This window comes from Pseudoalteromonas issachenkonii, assembly GCF_002310795.1.
In the GTDB taxonomy this organism is placed as follows: domain Bacteria; phylum Pseudomonadota; class Gammaproteobacteria; order Enterobacterales; family Alteromonadaceae; genus Pseudoalteromonas; species Pseudoalteromonas tetraodonis.
In genome coordinates this window covers 3,249,396-3,266,346 of the sequence record NZ_CP011030.1, presented here as the reverse complement: position 1 = coordinate 3,266,346, position 16,951 = coordinate 3,249,396, and the positions used below count along the sequence as shown (strand labels likewise).

The 16,951-nt window shown below is 42.1% G+C and carries 13 protein-coding genes and 4 tRNA genes; 12 read left to right on the top strand and 5 right to left on the bottom strand.

Annotated features, from left to right (window positions below):
- The first annotated feature begins 75 nt into the window (after positions 1-75).
- Genes PISS_RS15210 through PISS_RS15200 form a run of 3 tightly spaced genes read left to right on the top strand, consistent with a single transcriptional unit; the run spans position 76 to position 3,468 of the window.
- Positions 76-1,218 carry a methionine aminotransferase gene (locus tag PISS_RS15210; RefSeq protein ID WP_013466189.1) on the top strand — a complete coding sequence of 381 codons (1,143 nt, stop codon included), beginning with the start codon at positions 76-78 and terminating at the stop codon, positions 1,216-1,218.
- Complete coding sequence (locus tag PISS_RS15205) at positions 1,206-1,979, top strand: amidohydrolase (RefSeq protein ID WP_058155360.1); 774 nt, start codon at positions 1,206-1,208, stop codon at positions 1,977-1,979. The genes PISS_RS15210 and PISS_RS15205 overlap by 13 nt, the downstream gene beginning before the upstream one ends.
- A 58-nt stretch (positions 1,980-2,037) precedes the next feature.
- Entirely contained in the window at positions 2,038-3,468 is a 1,431-nt protein-coding gene (locus tag PISS_RS15200; protein ID WP_058155359.1) for a mannose-1-phosphate guanylyltransferase/mannose-6-phosphate isomerase, read from the top strand.
- A 593-nt stretch (positions 3,469-4,061) separates the two neighbouring features.
- On the opposite strand, the gene PISS_RS15190 is transcribed toward PISS_RS15200, so the two are convergent.
- From PISS_RS15190 to PISS_RS15180, 3 genes are all read right to left on the bottom strand, one after another.
- Positions 4,062-6,218 (bottom strand): response regulator, encoded by a 2,157-nt coding sequence (locus tag PISS_RS15190; protein ID WP_058155541.1) that lies wholly within the window; start codon positions 6,216-6,218, stop codon positions 4,062-4,064.
- Positions 6,219-6,298: 80 nt separating this feature from the next.
- Complete coding sequence (locus PISS_RS15185; protein ID WP_008108518.1) at positions 6,299-6,955, bottom strand: helix-turn-helix transcriptional regulator; 657 nt, start codon at positions 6,953-6,955, stop codon at positions 6,299-6,301.
- A 213-nt stretch (positions 6,956-7,168) separates the two neighbouring features.
- Positions 7,169-7,540 carry a histidine triad nucleotide-binding protein gene (locus PISS_RS15180; protein ID WP_013466185.1) on the bottom strand — a complete coding sequence of 124 codons (372 nt, stop codon included), beginning with the start codon at positions 7,538-7,540 and terminating at the stop codon, positions 7,169-7,171.
- Between the two features lie 92 nt (positions 7,541-7,632).
- Between PISS_RS15180 and PISS_RS15175 the strand changes: the two genes are divergently transcribed.
- Positions 7,633-8,235: a DUF2057 domain-containing protein gene (locus PISS_RS15175; RefSeq protein WP_013466184.1), complete on the top strand. Its 603-nt coding sequence runs from the start codon at positions 7,633-7,635 to the stop codon at positions 8,233-8,235.
- Positions 8,236-8,292: 57 nt separating this feature from the next.
- On the opposite strand, the gene PISS_RS15170 is transcribed toward PISS_RS15175, so the two are convergent.
- Complete coding sequence (locus PISS_RS15170; RefSeq protein ID WP_058155358.1) at positions 8,293-10,134, bottom strand: M1 family metallopeptidase; 1,842 nt, start codon at positions 10,132-10,134, stop codon at positions 8,293-8,295.
- Positions 10,135-10,276: 142 nt separating this feature from the next.
- On the opposite strand from PISS_RS15170, the gene murB reads away from it, so the two are divergent.
- The 8 genes from murB (at position 10,277) to tuf (ending at position 14,855) form a co-directional block, all read left to right on the top strand.
- A complete protein-coding gene (murB, locus tag PISS_RS15165; RefSeq protein ID WP_058155357.1) occupies positions 10,277-11,287 on the top strand; it encodes a UDP-N-acetylmuramate dehydrogenase in 1,011 nt (336 codons plus the stop codon).
- Positions 11,284-12,276 carry a bifunctional biotin--[acetyl-CoA-carboxylase] ligase/biotin operon repressor BirA gene (gene birA / locus PISS_RS15160; protein ID WP_058155356.1) on the top strand — a complete coding sequence of 331 codons (993 nt, stop codon included), beginning with the start codon at positions 11,284-11,286 and terminating at the stop codon, positions 12,274-12,276. The genes murB and birA overlap by 4 nt, the downstream gene beginning before the upstream one ends.
- Complete coding sequence (locus tag PISS_RS15155) at positions 12,273-12,971, top strand: type III pantothenate kinase (protein ID WP_058155355.1); 699 nt, start codon at positions 12,273-12,275, stop codon at positions 12,969-12,971. The genes birA and PISS_RS15155 overlap by 4 nt, the downstream gene beginning before the upstream one ends.
- Before the next feature lie 126 nt (positions 12,972-13,097).
- Positions 13,098-13,173 (top strand) — tRNA-Thr (locus PISS_RS15150).
- A 61-nt stretch (positions 13,174-13,234) separates the two neighbouring features.
- Positions 13,235-13,328 (top strand) — tRNA-Tyr (locus PISS_RS15145).
- Positions 13,329-13,374: 46 nt separating this feature from the next.
- Positions 13,375-13,449, top strand: a tRNA-Gly gene (locus tag PISS_RS15140).
- A gap of 10 nt (positions 13,450-13,459) precedes the next feature.
- Positions 13,460-13,535 (top strand) — tRNA-Thr (locus tag PISS_RS15135).
- 135 nt (positions 13,536-13,670) lie between these two features.
- Positions 13,671-14,855 (top strand): elongation factor Tu, encoded by a 1,185-nt coding sequence (tuf, locus tag PISS_RS15130; RefSeq protein ID WP_013463851.1) that lies wholly within the window; start codon positions 13,671-13,673, stop codon positions 14,853-14,855.
- Between the two features lie 894 nt (positions 14,856-15,749).
- On the opposite strand, the gene PISS_RS15125 is transcribed toward tuf, so the two are convergent.
- Positions 15,750-16,940 carry a dipeptidase gene (locus PISS_RS15125; RefSeq protein WP_058155354.1) on the bottom strand — a complete coding sequence of 397 codons (1,191 nt, stop codon included), beginning with the start codon at positions 16,938-16,940 and terminating at the stop codon, positions 15,750-15,752.
- Positions 16,941-16,951: the final 11 nt, after the last annotated feature.

Genomic DNA, 16,951 nt, shown 5'->3' with positions numbered 1-16,951 from the left:
TTTTAGACGGCTATACTTCTGTTTTAAGCAATGATAGCATCGCTTTGGGCGTAAAACCATCATTAAGGGTAACCAGTGTTTGAAAGTAAATTGCCAAATTTAGGCACCAGTATTTTTAGTCAAATGACTGCTTTAGCAAATCAATTCGAAGCGATTAATTTATCGCAGGGTTTTCCTGAGTTTGATGCGCCTGAGCTACTTAAAAAACAGCTTAATCATTATGTGCTTGAAGGAGTTAATCAATATTCACCTTCATCTGGTGTACCGCGCCTGCAGCAACAAATTGCCCAGTTAGCAAAACGAAAATATGCGGTTGAAATAGATGCCGCGCAGCAAGTAACGGTAACCTCAGGGGCAACCGAGGCGCTGTTTGTTGCCATTCAAGCGCTAGTGCGCGAAGGTGATGAAGTCATTGTATTTGACCCTGCTTATGACTCTTACCAGCCAGCGATTGAATTGGCCGGTGGTAAGTCAGTTAATATTGCTCTGCATGCTCCGAGTTATGTAATTGACTGGCAAACGGTGGCTGCGGCTATTAATAGCAAAACGCGGGCTATTATTATCAACACTCCACATAACCCAAGTGGTAAAACGTTAAAACAGCACGATATTAATGCCCTAAAAGCCTTAGTCATCGAGCATGATTTATACCTGATAAGTGATGAAGTATACGAGCATATTACTTTTGATAAGCAACCACATTTAAGTGTGTTACGAGATGAGGAATTGTTTGCTCGCAGCTTTGTGATCTCAAGCTTTGGCAAGACTTTTCATAGCACTGGTTGGAAAATGGGTTACTGCATCGCACCCGCTACACTTGCGGTCGAGTTTCGTAAAATTCACCAATATGTGACTTTTTCAAGCTTCACGCCTGCGCAACATGCACTCGCCGATATGTTAGAACAGCAAGGTGAGCATGTGGATGCGCTAAGTGAGTTTTATCAACAAAAACGCGATGTGCTCAGTAATGCTCTACAAGATAGCCGCTTTAGCATTTTACCAAGTGAAGGCACCTACTTTTTACTGCTTGATTACAGTGATGTATCGGATTTAAATGACGTAGAATTTTGCCAATGGTTAGCAGAACAAGCAGGCGTTGCAGCCATTCCACTGAGCGTGTTTTATCAGCAACCAAGCAATGATAAAGTTATTCGTTTATGTTTTGCTAAAAATGATCAAACCTTAATAGAGGCGGCACATATTTTATGTCAACTTTAACCTTCGCATTATTACAAAGCTCGCTGCATTGGCTCGATAAAAAAGCCAATTTAGCTATGTTTGAAAAACAGCTTGCTAATATCACCAATCAACCTGATTTAATTGTACTTCCTGAAACCTTTGCCACTGGATTTGCGGTTAACCTTGACTGTGGCGAAGCTGAAAATGGCTCAGTACTGAGTTGGCTCAAGGCACAGGCGAAGCACTATAATGCGGTAATTGCAGGCTCGGTATTGGTAACCCAAGGAAGTAAAAAAGCGAATCGGTTTTACTGGGTACAACCAAATGGAGAAGTGAGCTATTACGATAAACGGCACTTATTTTGTTTAGGTAACGAAGGCGAGTTTGTAGTGGCAGGACAAACGCGTGAAGTGTTTGAACTCAATGGGTTTAAAATATTGCCACAAGTATGCTACGACTTACGGTTTCCGGTGTTTCAGCGCAATAACAATGACTACGACGTGATGATAAATATTGCCAATTGGCCAGCAGCAAGGCGCAATGTATGGGACACTTTATTAATGGCACGAGCAATGGAAAACCTATGCTACGTGGTTGGCGTAAACCGGGTTGGTGAAGATGGCAATGGTATTGCTCACAGTGGTGGAACTGCAGTGTATGACTTTAAAGGTGAGCCACTGATTAAAGCGAATGACGACCAGCAAGCACTACTAACAATCATGTTAAATAAAGCGCCGCTTTATGAGTTTAGAGCTAAATTTCCGGCACATTTAGATGCTGATGCTTTTACATTGGTATAAATTAGCGCCCAGCCGATAAAGTGCTAAAATAGCCGCTGATATTTTTATTGGCGGCTTTATGAATACAACCCTTATTACACCGACACCGGTAATTTTAGCTGGCGGCATTGGCACACGGCTTTGGCCGCTGTCGCGCCAAGCAATGCCAAAGCAGTTTTTATCTTTGCTTGATAATAAAAACCAGCAGTCGTTATTGCAAAGCACGTTAGTGCGTGTTGCAACTGAGGACTTTAATCCCGCTATTTTGGTCTGTAATGAGCAGCATCGATTTATTGCCGCGCAGCAGGCAGCATTTGCAAAGCCCCATGCCATAGTACTTGAGCCAGAAGGCAAAAATACCGCACCAGCCATTGCCCTTGCCGCGCACTATGCATTAAAAAATAATATTACAGGTCCTTTGTTGGTGATGCCTGCCGATCATTATATTGAAGATTTTACGCCATTAACTGCTCAGTTATCTGATGCGGTGACACTGGCTGAGCAAGGTAAATTAGTTACATTTTCAATTACGCCAACAGAGCCGCATACCGGTTATGGCTATATCAAACAGGGCACAGCAATTATAGGTACTGCTTGCTTTGAGGTAGACCAGTTTAAAGAAAAACCTGATTTAGCAACTGCATCAACCTATTTAACTGAGGGCGGTTATAGTTGGAACAGTGGAATGTTTTTATTTACTCCCGCTGCATATCTAAAAGAGCTGGAACGCTTTGCGCCAAAAATAGCTAAAAGTGTTGCTAGTGCCACTGATTTTAAACAAGACTTAGCGTTTACAAGAGCAAATACTCATGCACTTGAATCTTGCCCAAGTGACTCGATTGATTATGCTATTTTAGAGCGTAGTAATAATGTGGTGGTAATGCCCGTTGCATTAAATTGGAGCGATGTGGGTAGTTTTTCTGCACTCGCAGCGTTGAGTAAAAAAGATCCACAGGGTAATAGCCCACACCAAGAACATATCGCCCAAAACAGTAGTAACAACTTAGTTATTAGCGAAGATGGACACACAATAGCGACGTTAGGGGTAAGCGATTTAGCGGTTATTCATACCCACGACGCCACTTTAATTGCTGATCAAAATGCGCTTGATGCCCTCCCGTTATTACTCAAGCAATTGACAACAACACATAATAACAAACTGACACACCATCAGGTGGTTTACCGCCCTTGGGGAAATTATCGTACGCTGGTAGAAAGTATCGGTTTTAAAGTAAAAAAAATAACCGTTAATAGTGGGGCTAGGCTCTCAACGCAGCGTCATCAGCATCGCGCTGAGCATTGGGTGGTAGTATCAGGCACTGCAGATATATGTATTGACCAGCAAAGCTTAACGCTGACCCATGACCAGTCTTGTTATATTGCTGCAAAACAGCTGCACAGTTTAGCGAATAATCAGCCCGAGCCCTTAGTTGTTATTGAAGTGCAAACGGGTGCCATTTTAGATGAAAGCGATATAGAGCGATTTGACGATATATACGGCAGAAAATAACAGTATAAATAGTGAAAATGCTTGATTATTTGTCACTGCAGTAAAACTTGGTAGCCCGTAGCCCGTAGCCCGTAGCCCGTAGCCCGTAGCCCGTAGCCCGTAGCCCGTAGCCCGTAGCCCGTAGCCCGTAGCCCGTAGCCCGTAGCCCGTAGCCCGTAGCCCGTAGCCCGTAGCCCGTAGCCCGTAGCCCGTAGCCCGTAGCCCGTAGCCCGTAGCCCGTAGCCCGTAGCCCGTAGCCCGTAGCCCGTAGCCCGTAGCCCGTAGCCCGTAGCCCGTAGCCCGTAGCCCGTAGCCCGTAGCCCGTAGCCCGTAGCCCGTAGCCCGTAGCCCGTAGCCCGTAGCCCGTAGCCCGTAGCCCGTAGCCCGTAGCCCGTAGCCCGTAGCCCGTAGCCCGTAGCCCGTAGCCCGTAGCCCGTAGCCCGTAGCCCGTAGCCCGTAGCCCGTAGCCCGTAGCCCGTAGCCCGTAGCCCGTAGCCCGTAGCCCGTAGCCCGTAGCCCGTAGCCCGTAGCCCGTAGCCCGTAGCCCGTAGCCCGTAGCCCGTAGCCCGTAGCCCGTAGCCCGTAGCCCGTAGCCCGTAGCCCGTAGCCCGTTTTTACCCTAGTCCTTGCCGTACATACTTTAAATACGCCTCTAAACTGTGTTGCCACAGTGTGCTGGCTTCATTTAACGAGTTATTTAATGGTTTTTTATCTAGTAAGCGTCGCTCAATTTTTTTTAGAGCTAGTCCATAGCTATTAAAACCAAGTTGCATAGCGGTGCTGGCTTGGCGATGTAATAACTTAATGCATTGCTCGGGGTCTTGCTCTAATAAAGCTTGGCAACGGCTCAGCTTATTACGAGCAGAAAGAATAAATTCATTATAAATAGAAGATACTTCATCAATACTAAAAGAGCTTGTCAGGGTGTCTGTTGCGGTTTCATCGTATAACGTATCAATCAGCTCGACGGCAATATTAGCTGTTTGTGTTGACTGTGAATCACTCAATGCTTGGCGTAGTTTCTCTTGCTTTAATGGCTTGCCAACAATGTCTTTAATACCTAATGCTAAGTATTCTTTTATTTCATCAGGGCTCAAACTGGCAGTAAAGGCCAGCACCGGCGTTCGCTGATTTTTATGCTCCACTCGCTTGAGTGTTTTTAGCACTTGTTGCCCTGTTAAATCAGGTAAGTTCATATCAAGTAGCACCACATCAAAGTGATACTTTTTCATCAATTCAATCGCACTTTTGCCATCTTTAGCGAGCTTAATTTTATGCTCGTCGTCAGCCATAAATTCAACAGCTATTTTTTGGTTTAAATCTAAATCTTCAACAAGTAACACATCAAGCCCAGTTAAATAATCCTTACTTTGGTGGCGTTGCTCTACAAGGCTAAGCTCACCAATAGCTAACGTCATGTTAAAGCTAAAGACACTGCCTACTCCCAGCTCACTGGTAATTTCTAGCTGGCTATTAATTTTATCGAGAAGGCGACTGGTTATAGCTAGTCCTAGACCTGTTCCGCCTTTTTCTTTACCGGCACTGCTTTGAATGTAGGGCTCAGTTAAATAATTAATTTCATCTTTTTCAATACCGGGACCTGAATCGAGTACGCTTACTTTAAGGGTATGATCTAGCTGGGTTTCATTAATTAAGTCTATTTGTACTTTTACCATACCCGTATCGGTAAATTTAATCGCATTACCTACAAGGTTAATAATAATTTGTCTGAGTTTTTGTTGGTCGCAGTAGTAACAGGCTTTGTCGGGGATATTACAGGCGAGCTCAAATTTAAGTTGTTTTTGTTCGGCCAGAGGGCTTAACAGCAAACATAAGTTTTGCAGCCACGTTTTAAACTCTATGTCTTCTTCGTACAGGGCTTCGTCGTGCTGATCTAAGCTTGCATATTCCAGCACTTTATCTACCAGTAAGTTGAGTGACTCAGCTGAGTTGATAATGGCCTCACAATAGGCTTTGTTACGGCTGTCGCTGGTTTGATTTAATACCAGTTGTGCACTGCCTAATATGCCGTTTAGTGGTGTGCGTATTTCATGGCTAATGGTGGATAAAAACAGTCCGCGAATTTCTAAATCTTTATGAGCTTTTTCAGTGAGTTTATTAAGTCGTAATTCCCTGCGCTCATTACATAACAACGCCATACCTGCAGCATAGAACATGGGGGCAATAACACTATTTAAAAATAACAGTGAGTTAAACCATGAATTTAAAATGGCATCCTGTTGTGCAATGTCGTCCATAAATAGGCTTCGGGTAATAAAACTGGCTGCAACTAAAGTTAAAATAATTATGTAAACAATACTGGCGTTAGGGTAGGGTTTTCGCGCATATTTTATAAATATAAATAATAAAAAAGTGGCCTCTACAATATGCTGCAGATCAGAAATATATACCCGTGAGCGCATTGAGGGCTGTAAAAATGTGAAATAAACAAGCAGCAAAGCGCTGAGCGCTGTAAATAGGCAAACAAACTTAAGGCCACGACCATGATAATTTAAAAATTGACTCAGTGACAAACAATGCACAATAGAAGCTAAAAACATCATGTTATTAGCAAGGGTAATGGCAATCTGATCAGGAATTTTGCCTATTAGTGCAAAACTAACAATGGCAGTTAATAGCAGTAAAGGATAGAAAATATAAAGTAACGTGCCGGGAACATGCTTATTGGTACGCCAGGTTAAAAAGTTCAGTAGCGTCATCACTGTCATAACGGCGATACTGGCAAAATAAAGCGTAAATGAGTCGAGCATTAAGACCCCAACAGCGTTTTTTAAAGAAGATATAAAAACAGGCACTTAAAGTGCCTGTATGGTATTTATTCAAACAAACGTTAACGAATTTCGTCAGGAATGTTTTGTTGTGCCCAAGAAAGTAATTCAATACGGTTACGACATTTAGTTTTTCTAAATGCACTGTATAAATGAGTTTTAACTGTATGCGGGCTAATACTTAACTCTTCAGCAATTTCTTTATTTTTAGAACCATTACTCATTAACGAGATAATTGCTTTTTCACGCTTCGTTAGCTTTATTGGTTCAATATCACCATCAGTTAGCTTATGCAGCGCATCTTTATTAAATTGCAGCATGCGGTTAAGCGCATTACACATAATGTCACGACGATACCAAAGCTGATCTTCGAGTAATAAACGAATCCCTTTCATGAGTACATCGGCGTTATCTGTGGTGTAAAATACACCACGAATACCGCTAAGTAATGCGCGATTAGCAAGCTCTGGGTTTTCATCTAAATTGAACAACACAATATCGCACTTGATGCGTAAATTAACGAGTTGCTCTTTTAGCTTTGTCCATGCGTCTTTACTTGATGTTTCAATGAACAATAAGCGAGTACCTACCGGAACATCTAAAATATTTGTACCCGTAGTTACGTCAAGGCCTTGCGTTTTTAACAATGGCTCTAAAACGTTAATACCAATAGTGTTAATTGGTTCTTCATCTAACAACAAAAAGGCTGAACTGCTCATGTTTTTTTACTCTTTTATAAAGCTGGCTAATTAATTTTACCACAATCCCTACACACCTTTTGTATTAGAAAATCATTATTTCACTGGAGAAAAGGTGCGATTTCCGATTATTTAAACATAAAATGTTGCAAATAAGTAATTGTTTTTTTTCGTGTAGTAAGAAAAACGCCGTATTTTTGATTTTTTTAAACTAATCTAAGATTTAACTAAGCACTATAGCGCCGTTTTTTTAGTTTCTTGGTATGGAGGCCAGCCCATTTCTTTACCTGCGAGCATATGTAAATGTATGTGATACACAGTTTGGCCACCATGTTCATTACAGTTCATCACAACGCGGTAGCCGTCATCGCTAAAGTTGTGTTGCTTGGCCAGTTTTGCGGCGACCGTGTATAAATTACCAACTAAATGTGAGTTTTCATTATTTATATCATTTATAGTGGCAATTGGTTGCTTGGGAATAATTAATACATGAAATGGCGCTTGAGGATTAATGTCTTTAAACGCTAGCGTGTCATCGTCTTCGTAAATAATATCTGCTGGAATTTCGCGATTAATAATTTTAGTAAAAATAGTCTCTTGGCTCATAATGATGACTCTAATTTATTTGATTAATATATGTGTCACTAATGACAAATTTTGCTAGCAGTGTCAAACTGAAATCAACTAAAGGAGTAATTATGCGTAAATCAATATTATTAGGCAGTGTAGCGGCGCTCTTAGTGAGTGCATCGAGTTTGGCAGAAAATATTCACTTTCCTGAGGAATTTGTTCCTTTGCAAGTGGGTGAACGAATAATTGAAAGTTCGCTTTTTAGTCGTGTTGATGATGTTGAATTAGCACCGGGTACTTATCAGCTAAAACTTAAATACACAGATTTATATGACTTAGGTTATGACGATCATGAAGTGATTGAATCAGAACCTTTTTGGGTGAATGTAACCATTGAAGCGGGTAAAGATTACACCTTAGTATTTAATCGTGCTGAAAATGCGGTAGCGGCAAAAGTATTTGCTGAGGCACCGCAAGTGAGTTTAAAAGCAAAAGGCAGCACCTTAGCTAAGCCATTAAATATTATTGCCGAACGACAAGTTCAAAGCGCACAGTTTAACCAGCAAACAACAGCAACCCCAGCGGGCCCGCAAAAACCGAGTCGTCCCATTAAACCGATTACGCCAATTAATGGAAAAGGCATGCCAAGTGCGGCAAATATGCTCGACTTTTGGTGGCAACAAGCAACGCTCGCTGAAAGGCAGGCTTTTTTAGATAAAGTAACAAAATAATTAAGCATTAAAAAAGGGCCAAATTGGCCCTTTTTAGTTTATTGGTAACGCTATTATTTATTCAAATAACGCGTCAATGGTACCTTGTGCAAGTGGGTGATAACCCGGACGTGCTTTTAAGTACACGCTTTGTGCCCAGTCTTTTTTACCATGTGTAATAAGTGCTTTGTAAAGTGGCACTATTAGCTTACGACGACCAATACCCGATAAGTGTTTATCAAGCGCAGGGTAAATCGGTTGGTAACCGTTACCCACTGCTAGCATGTACCATGCAAATGCGCGTTCTGCGTTAGTTGATTGGGTTAAGTTAAACTCGCCGTCTAATTCAGTCATTTTTTCAATGCTTAAATCGCGCGGTAGGTTATTTAAAAAGTGCAGCCACTCATGCACTGTCCAATTTGCAGTAGGTAATTGTGCGGCAGTTGTATCCCCCTTTAACCATGCTTGTGTTGCAGCATCTACTTTATCGAACGCATCAGAGGTAGGGTTAGGTGCATCACTTGGTAAACCAGGCTCAAAAATCCACTCGTTCACTTTATCCATGCTCACTACACCAGGGTACTTTTCAATTAAGTTAGCTTTGATGTAAGTCACAAATTGCGCAGTGGTTAGCGATTTAAACGCAAATTCATTAAAGTAAGTTTTAACAAAGTCATCAAACTTATCACGGCCATATTTTTCTTCTAGGTAGATTAAAAATAGCTGACCCTTTGTGTAAGGCACTGAGCTAAACGCATCATCCGGATCGCGGCCATTAAGTTTTAAATTAAGGCGAGTGTCTGGTGCATCAATGGTTTTAAGTTGCGCACGCAGACCAGCAGCATCAAGCGCTTGCTCCATTACTGCACGGTCGCGACCAAATACTTCTTCCATAATGCGGTTTTCAACGTAAGAGGTAAATCCTTCGTTTAACCATAAGTCTTCCCATGTGGCATTGGTTACTAGGTTACCAGACCAAGAGTGAGCAAGCTCATGTGCAATCAGGTTAACGAGGCTTTTATCGCCAGCAACAACGGTTGGGGTAATAAATGATAGACGCGGGTTTTCCATGCCACCAAATGGGAAGCTAGGCGGTAGCATAAGTAAGTCATAGCGACCCCAAGCATATTCACCATACATCGCATTGGTTTTGTCGATCATCGCTTGGGTGTCATTAAATTCAGCAACTGAGGCATCCAAAATAGTCGGTTCAGCAAAAATACCGGTTTGTTTAGACATCGCTTTAAATTCTAAGTTACCAGCACCAATCGCAATTAAGTAAGGCGAAATTGCTTGTGGCATATTGAAGTGGTAATCACCGTCTTTATAAAGGGCATCTTTATTATCGGCACTCATTACCGCACGCACATCTTCAGGGGTATGAATACGTGCAGAATAAGTCACACGCATTGCCGGTGTATCTTGCACAGGGATCCAACTACGTGCATGTATCGCTTGCGATTGACTATACATAAACGGGTGCGTTTTACTGGCTGTTTGCTCTGGCGTTAACCACTGTAAGCCCGACGCTTCTGGGCGACTGTTGTAGTAAATACGGACTTTTTCAGCTTGGCTTTTAAATGTAATGGTTAGTTTTGAGCCTTTAACATCGTCGCGATTAGCAAGGTTAAAACTGGCTTTATGCCAATTGCCATTGGCTGTTTGATACATCACTTTATCAATATCAAGATCGCGGGTATCAAGTACTAGCTTTGTGCTTTTCGCGTTTTGCCATTGTAGCGTATGCTCAACAAAACCTTCTAATTGCTTGTCGGCAAAGTCGATGTCTAAATCAAGGTTTAAATGCGTAGTGATAACATCATCAAGGTTGGCGTAGGAATTTTGATCAATAGCGCTAGCCATTGCTTGCGAGCACATACCGGCCATAGCGAGGCTTAAAAAAAGAGGTTTGATTTTCATAATTACCTTGAGTACAAATAAAAAAGTACCCGTTTTATAACATGATTGCCACAGTGGGTTGAACAATTTTTACAAGCTGATGCGCAATTTGCGACGATGAGTTAAACTAGAGCGATTAATTACTGGTACCTTTAGGACCCTTGTGGCGCACTCATTACAACCCCTACATACATTTGCATTAAGTAGCCAATGCCAAAATTTTATTGAGATCACCGACTCAGCGCAGCTTCAAACTCAGAGCTTTAACGCGCCTTTTTGTCTGTTAGGGGAGGGCAGTAATACCATTTTTTTAAATGATTATGCTGGCACGGTTATTAAAATGGCGACCCAAGGAATTAATATTGCTGAACGGGAAAATGATTTTTTAGTCAGTGCGGCTGCCGGTGAAAATTGGCATCAATTAGTGACTTACTTGCTTGAGCAAAGCATAGCAGGGGTTGAAAATTTAGCACTCATACCTGGCACAGTCGGTGCCGCGCCAGTGCAAAATATTGGTGCCTACGGTGTAGAAATAGCACAATTTATAGAAGCTGTTGACTATTTTGATATTAATAGCAACTGCTTCAAATCTTTAACTAATCAGCAATGCCACTTTGCTTATCGTGAATCGGTTTTTAAACATGCGCTAAAAAATAAAGCGGTGATCACCCAAGTGCACTTTAAACTGCCAAAAATATGGCAACCAGTACTCAGTTATGGGCCGCTTAAACAACTAAAAAATCCGACGCCACAGCAAGTATGTGAGCAGGTGATACAAACACGCAATAGCAAACTCCCAGACCCTTATAAACTAGCTAATGCTGGGAGTTTTTTTAAAAACCCAATTATTACGAATGCTGCGTTAGTGCCGTTACTTGCGCAGTTTCCTGAGTTACCTCATTACCCACACGGAGCCGGTCATCATAAAGTCGCAGCGGGATGGTTAATAGAACAAGCGGGGTTAAAGGGATATAAGATTGCCGGTATTGAAGTGCATCAGCAGCAAGCTTTGGTGCTCGTTAACCATGGTCACAGTACAGGGGATGATTTGATCAGCATGATCACCCATATTCAAAACACTGTTTTAGCGCGCTATAACATAAGCTTAGAACACGAAGTGCGGTTAATTGATCAACACAATGAATGCCATATCTCTTTGGAGCAATCAGCATGAAAGCACCTGATGGAAACAAGCTGGCTATTTTAAATGCGCTTAATAAAGGTGGGTTTGTCTCTGGGCAAGCTTTAGGAGGGGAATTAGGGATTAGTCGTGCCGCTGTTAGTAAACACATTCAAAGCTTACAAGCTATGGGCTTAGATGTATTTAAAGTTACAGGTAAAGGCTATTGCTTAAATAACCAAGTAGGATTACTTAATCAGGAAAAAATACAACAGATTTATGCTGAGTTAGGGCAAAATACCGCTAATATTGAAGTGCAGCCGCTCATTGATTCAACCAACAGCGAACTAATGCGCCGCATTCAGGCTAAAACACCACTTCAGTCGGGCACGGTAATCGTTGCCGAAATGCAGCAAGCAGGGCGCGGGCGTCGAGGGCGTGTATGGCAATCGCCATTTGGTGCCAACTTATACTACAGCTATTTTTGGCGATTAGATGATGGTTTACAAGCCGCTATGGGTGTATCGATTGCTGTTGGTTTAGCGGTGTATGATGCGATAAAAGCACTTTATGGTATTGATGTAGAGTTAAAGTGGCCAAACGACATTTACATAAACAAACAAAAGCTCGCTGGCGTATTAGTTGAATTAGACGGGCAACCACAAGGGCCGTGTCAGTTGGTGATAGGAATTGGTATTAATTTAAATATGCCACAAAGTGCCAGTCAGCACATTGACCAAGCATGGACTGATTTAAGTCAGCACACCCAGCAGCTAGATAAAAATCAATTAGTAGCTTCATTAACTTATTGGTTAGAGCAGCGCTTAGCGCAATATCGCGAGAACGGTTTACAAACTATGTATCAACAATGGAATGCATTAAATGCGTTTGCAGACGAGCAGGTAGAGCTTAATACTGGGCATCGTAGTTGGCGTGGCATTTGTGAAGGTATAGATGCGCACGGTGGTGTACGTATTCGCCAAGACGGCGAAGTAAAAAGCTATTATGGCGGCGAGATTTCATTAAGAAAGGCGCAAGCATGAGATTGTTAATTGATGTAGGTAATACTTCACTCAAAGCCGTATTGTGGGAAAACGGGCAAATACAGCCATGTGATATTAATAATATTTCATGGCAGCAAATTACGGTTGTTATTTACGCTTGTGTTGGTCGTAGCGAGTTACTTAAACAATTATTAGCGCAAGCCAAAACGCATAATATTGATTGTTTTGAGGCTACGGTTAGTAGTGAGCTTAGTGGGTTACGCTGCGCGTATCAGCAAGTAGGTAATTTGGGTATAGATAGATGGTTGGCGCTTATTAGCGGTTATACGCTTTACCCTAATACGGCTGCTATTGTTGTTGATGCTGGCACGGCTACCACCATAGACGTTCTCAATAATGATGGGCAGCATCTAGGAGGCTGGATATTACCTGGGCTTGATTTAATGACCTCATCACTCACTCAAAATACTCAGCGGGTATTTGATGATGCAAACACGCCATTTGCTAATGAGCTTGGAAAAAACACTCCTAACGGGTTAAAAAACGGAGCCCTAGTGGCAACTATGGGTGCCATTGAGCAAGCAAGGTTGCATTTAAAGACAAAAAATAGCCTCTTAATTTTTGCGGGTGGTTATGGTCAGCTGTTACAAGGGTATTTTTCACAGAGTATTTTCGACCCAATGCTAGTAATGAAAGGCTTAAATTACTGGTATGAGTTAGCTAAAAAGAGTTAAAAACAACAAAAAAACAGCTTTTTGCGCGAATAGTGAGCATTTGAAGCATTAAATCACATTTTTTTTAATTTTTTGGTTGCATCCCAATAAACCTTACTCTAGAATCTCGCCCCGTACTAAAGCAGTGCCGACTTAGCTCAGCTGGTAGAGCAACTGACTTGTAATCAGTAGGTCAACCGTTCGACTCGGTTAGTCGGCACCACTTTCCTTTTACCGGAAGTGCTTAGTAAAGAATTATCGTGGAGGGGTTCCCGAGCGGCCATGGAGGGGTTCCCGAGCGGCCAGAGCGGCCAAAGGGATCAGACTGTAAATCTGACGGCTCAGCCTTCGCTGGTTCGAATCCAGCTCCCTCCACCACTTTATTCTAGACGGTTAGAGGTAGTTTAAGAACAGGTTCCTTAAAGCGGGCATCGTATAATGGCTATTACCTCAGCCTTCCAAGCTGATGATGCGGGTTCGATTCCCGCTGCCCGCTCCAATTTGATGATGCTGATATAGCTCAGTTGGTAGAGCGCACCCTTGGTAAGGGTGAGGTCGGCAGTTCAAATCTGCCTATCAGCACCAGTCAATCGAATCGCCTTAAACACTTCCTTTATCTGTCAGAAAAAACTATTTGAAATTTGAAAAAATTAACTTAATCTACCTATGGTGGATTATTTTCATATGTAATCTAGATACACAAAACTGATAGGTTCCGTCATGGCAAAAGAAAAGTTTGAACGCGTAAAACCGCACGTAAACGTTGGTACAATCGGCCACGTTGACCACGGTAAAACTACACTAACTGCAGCAATCACTAACGTACTTGCAAAAGTATACGGCGGTGTTGCTAAAGATTTCGCATCAATCGATAACGCTCCAGAAGAGCGCGAGCGTGGTATCACAATCTCAACTTCACACGTTGAGTACGACACACCAACTCGTCACTACGCACACGTAGATTGTCCTGGTCACGCCGATTATGTTAAAAACATGATCACTGGTGCTGCTCAAATGGACGGCGCTATCTTAGTAGTTGCTGCGACTGACGGTCCTATGCCACAAACTCGTGAGCACATCCTACTTTCTCGCCAAGTTGGCGTTCCTTACATCGTTGTATTCATGAACAAATGTGACATGGTTGATGATGAAGAGCTACTTGAGCTAGTAGAAATGGAAGTTCGTGAACTTCTTTCTGAATACGACTTCCCAGGTGATGACTTACCACTAATTCAAGGTTCTGCACTTAAAGCACTTGAAGGCGAAGAGCAATGGGAAGCTAAAATCGTAGAGCTTGCAGAAGCACTAGATACTTACATTCCAGAGCCAGAGCGTGACATCGATAAGCCATTCATCATGCCTATCGAAGACGTTTTCTCAATCCAAGGTCGTGGTACTGTTGTAACTGGCCGTGTTGAAGCTGGTATCATCAACGTGAACGACGAAGTTGAAATCGTTGGTATCAAAGAGACGACTAAGTCTACTTGTACTGGTGTTGAGATGTTCCGTAAGCTTCTTGACGAAGGTCGTGCTGGTGAGAACATTGGTGCACTTTTACGTGGTACTAAGCGTGAAGACGTTGAACGTGGTCAAGTACTAGCTAAGCCTGGTTCAATCAAGCCACACACTACATTCACTTCAGAAGTATACGTACTTTCGAAAGATGAAGGTGGTCGTCATACTCCATTCTTCAAAGGTTACCGTCCACAGTTCTACTTCCGTACAACTGACGTAACAGGTGACGTACAGTTACCAGAAGGCGTAGAAATGGTAATGCCTGGTGATAACGTTAAGATGACTGTAACGCTAATCGCGCCAATCGCGATGGACGAAGGTCTTCGTTTCGCTATCCGTGAAGGTGGCCGTACTGTAGGTGCTGGTGTTGTAGCAACTATCGTAGAGTAATAATTAACGTTTAAGTTAATTGTTAGAAAAAGGTCACTTAGGTGGCCTTTTTTAATGGCTGCGATTTACATCATGTGAAGGTGGCGCAGTTACCTTAGGCGTAGGTGCTTTGTAGCAACTATCGTAGAGTAATAATTAACGTTTAAGTTAATTGTTAGAAAAAGGTCACTTAGGTGGCCTTTTTTAATGGCTGCGATTTACATCATGTGAAGGTGGCGCAGTTACCTTAGGCGTAGGTGCTTTGTAGCAACTATCGTAGAGTAATAATTAACGTTTAAGTTAATTGTTAGAAAAAGGTCACTTAGGTGGCCTTTTTTAATGGCTGCGATTTACATCATGTGAAGGTGGCGCAGTTACCTTAGGCGTAGGTGCTTTGTAGCAACTATCGTAGAGTAATAATTAACGTTTAAGTTAATTGTTAGAAAAAGGTCACTTAGGTGGCCTTTTTTAATGGCTGCGATTTACATCATGTGAAGGTGGCGCAGTTACCTTAGGCGTAGGTGCTTTGTAGCAACTATCGTAGAGTAATAATTAGCCTAGCTAATTAATACGAAAAACCCGAGCTTAGCCTCGGGTTTTTTAATGTCTGTAATTTACTTCATGTGAAGGTGGCGCTCTTACCTTAGGGGTAGGTGCTTTGTAGCAACGTTCAACGAGTAATAATTAACGTCTAAGTTAATTGTTGGAAAAAGGTCACTCAGGTGGCCTTTTTTAATGTCTCAAGAAAAATACAGGTTTCAGTTATTAGGTGCGAGGCTTCAGGCAGAGCAAAGCGGTATTAATTTGATCATCGTAGCATGGGTTGAGCTTTACGAAACTCGAGAACAAAAAACGCGGCTATGGGCCGCGTTATATATTGAAGTTAGTCTTAGTTATATTTTTCTAAACTGATACCTAGTGTTTTGCCGCATACACTTCAGCTTGCTTCCACACTCTTAGCGTATTGCCGCTTAAAATCTTTTTAATATCGCTATCGCTGTAGCCTCTATCCATTAAGCCTTGTACAAGGTTTGGGTAGCTAGACACATCTTTTAAACCGATAGGCAGTGAGTCACCTACGCCGTCGTAATCAGAGCCAATACCAACATGCTCTATACCAATTAACTTCACAACGTGATCAATATGATCAAGCACTTGCTCTAAGCTTGCAAATGGGTAAGGGTTTTTAGCGCGGTACATCGCATCAAAATCTTTACTTAACTTAGTACCATCTTTTTTTACCGCTTCTTTTTTACTTTTTAACTGTTTGCCCCACGTACCTGCTTTAGCAGTAACAAAGCTTGAACCAAAGTTAATTTGAATAACACCACCGTTCTTTTTAAGAGCTAATAACATGTCGTCATTCATATTACGCTCAAAACCTGGTGTGTATTTACGTAGTGATGAGTGTGATGCAATCACAGGGGTGTTAGACAGTTCCATCACTTGATAAAACGCATCGTCCGAGATATGAGACACATCAATCAGCATGCCGATATTATTCATCTCTTTTACTAGTTCTTTACCAAATGGGCTTAGGCCTTTCCACTTGCGACGAATATCGTATGATGAGTCAGAAATATGGTTGCTTTGCGAGTGAGCAAGAGTGATATAGCGCACACCACGGTCAAAAAAATGCTGTAGGTTGTTTAAATCGCCTTCAATGGGTGAGCCGTTTTCCATGCCCATAGCAATCGACATTTTACCTTGCTTAAATTGTGCTTCGATATCGCTTGTTGAGCTGGCAATGGCAAACTTGTCAGGTGCACGTTGTGCAATTGCTTCCATACCATCAATCAATTGATTCGCTAATTGAAAGCTTTTGCCTTTGCCTTCAAACTCTAAATGAGCAGGAATATAAATCGACATAAATGGCGCGTTTAAACCGCCTTTTACTGCACGAGGGTAATCAAAATCGCCGCCATCAGTAGCTTTAGTTACATCAGCCCATTTTGCGTGAATACGGTAAGGTACATCAATGTGGGTATCGATTAAAATGGTATCGTGTGCAAGCTTAATTGCTTTATCCGAGGGATTAATTTCTGCGTGTACTGCACCTGTTAATGCAATCGACATTGCAATAACTATTGAGCTTAGTTTTATCATTTATAATGGCT

Coding starts and splice junctions, on each gene's coding strand:
- PISS_RS15190 (WP_058155541.1), bottom strand. CDS start 6,218: ATGCTCGACTCATTTACGCTTTATTTTGCCAGTATCGCCGTTATGACA.
- PISS_RS15175 (WP_013466184.1), top strand. CDS start 7,633: ATGCGTAAATCAATATTATTAGGCAGTGTAGCGGCGCTCTTAGTGAGT.
- tuf (WP_013463851.1), top strand. CDS start 13,671: ATGGCAAAAGAAAAGTTTGAACGCGTAAAACCGCACGTAAACGTTGGT.
- PISS_RS15125 (WP_058155354.1), bottom strand. CDS start 16,940: ATGATAAAACTAAGCTCAATAGTTATTGCAATGTCGATTGCATTAACA.
- PISS_RS15180 (WP_013466185.1), bottom strand. CDS start 7,540: ATGAGCCAAGAGACTATTTTTACTAAAATTATTAATCGCGAAATTCCA.
- PISS_RS15185 (WP_008108518.1), bottom strand. CDS start 6,955: ATGAGCAGTTCAGCCTTTTTGTTGTTAGATGAAGAACCAATTAACACT.
- PISS_RS15205 (WP_058155360.1), top strand. CDS start 1,206: ATGTCAACTTTAACCTTCGCATTATTACAAAGCTCGCTGCATTGGCTC.
- PISS_RS15155 (WP_058155355.1), top strand. CDS start 12,273: ATGAGATTGTTAATTGATGTAGGTAATACTTCACTCAAAGCCGTATTG.
- PISS_RS15170 (WP_058155358.1), bottom strand. CDS start 10,134: ATGAAAATCAAACCTCTTTTTTTAAGCCTCGCTATGGCCGGTATGTGC.
- PISS_RS15200 (WP_058155359.1), top strand. CDS start 2,038: ATGAATACAACCCTTATTACACCGACACCGGTAATTTTAGCTGGCGGC.
- birA (WP_058155356.1), top strand. CDS start 11,284: ATGAAAGCACCTGATGGAAACAAGCTGGCTATTTTAAATGCGCTTAAT.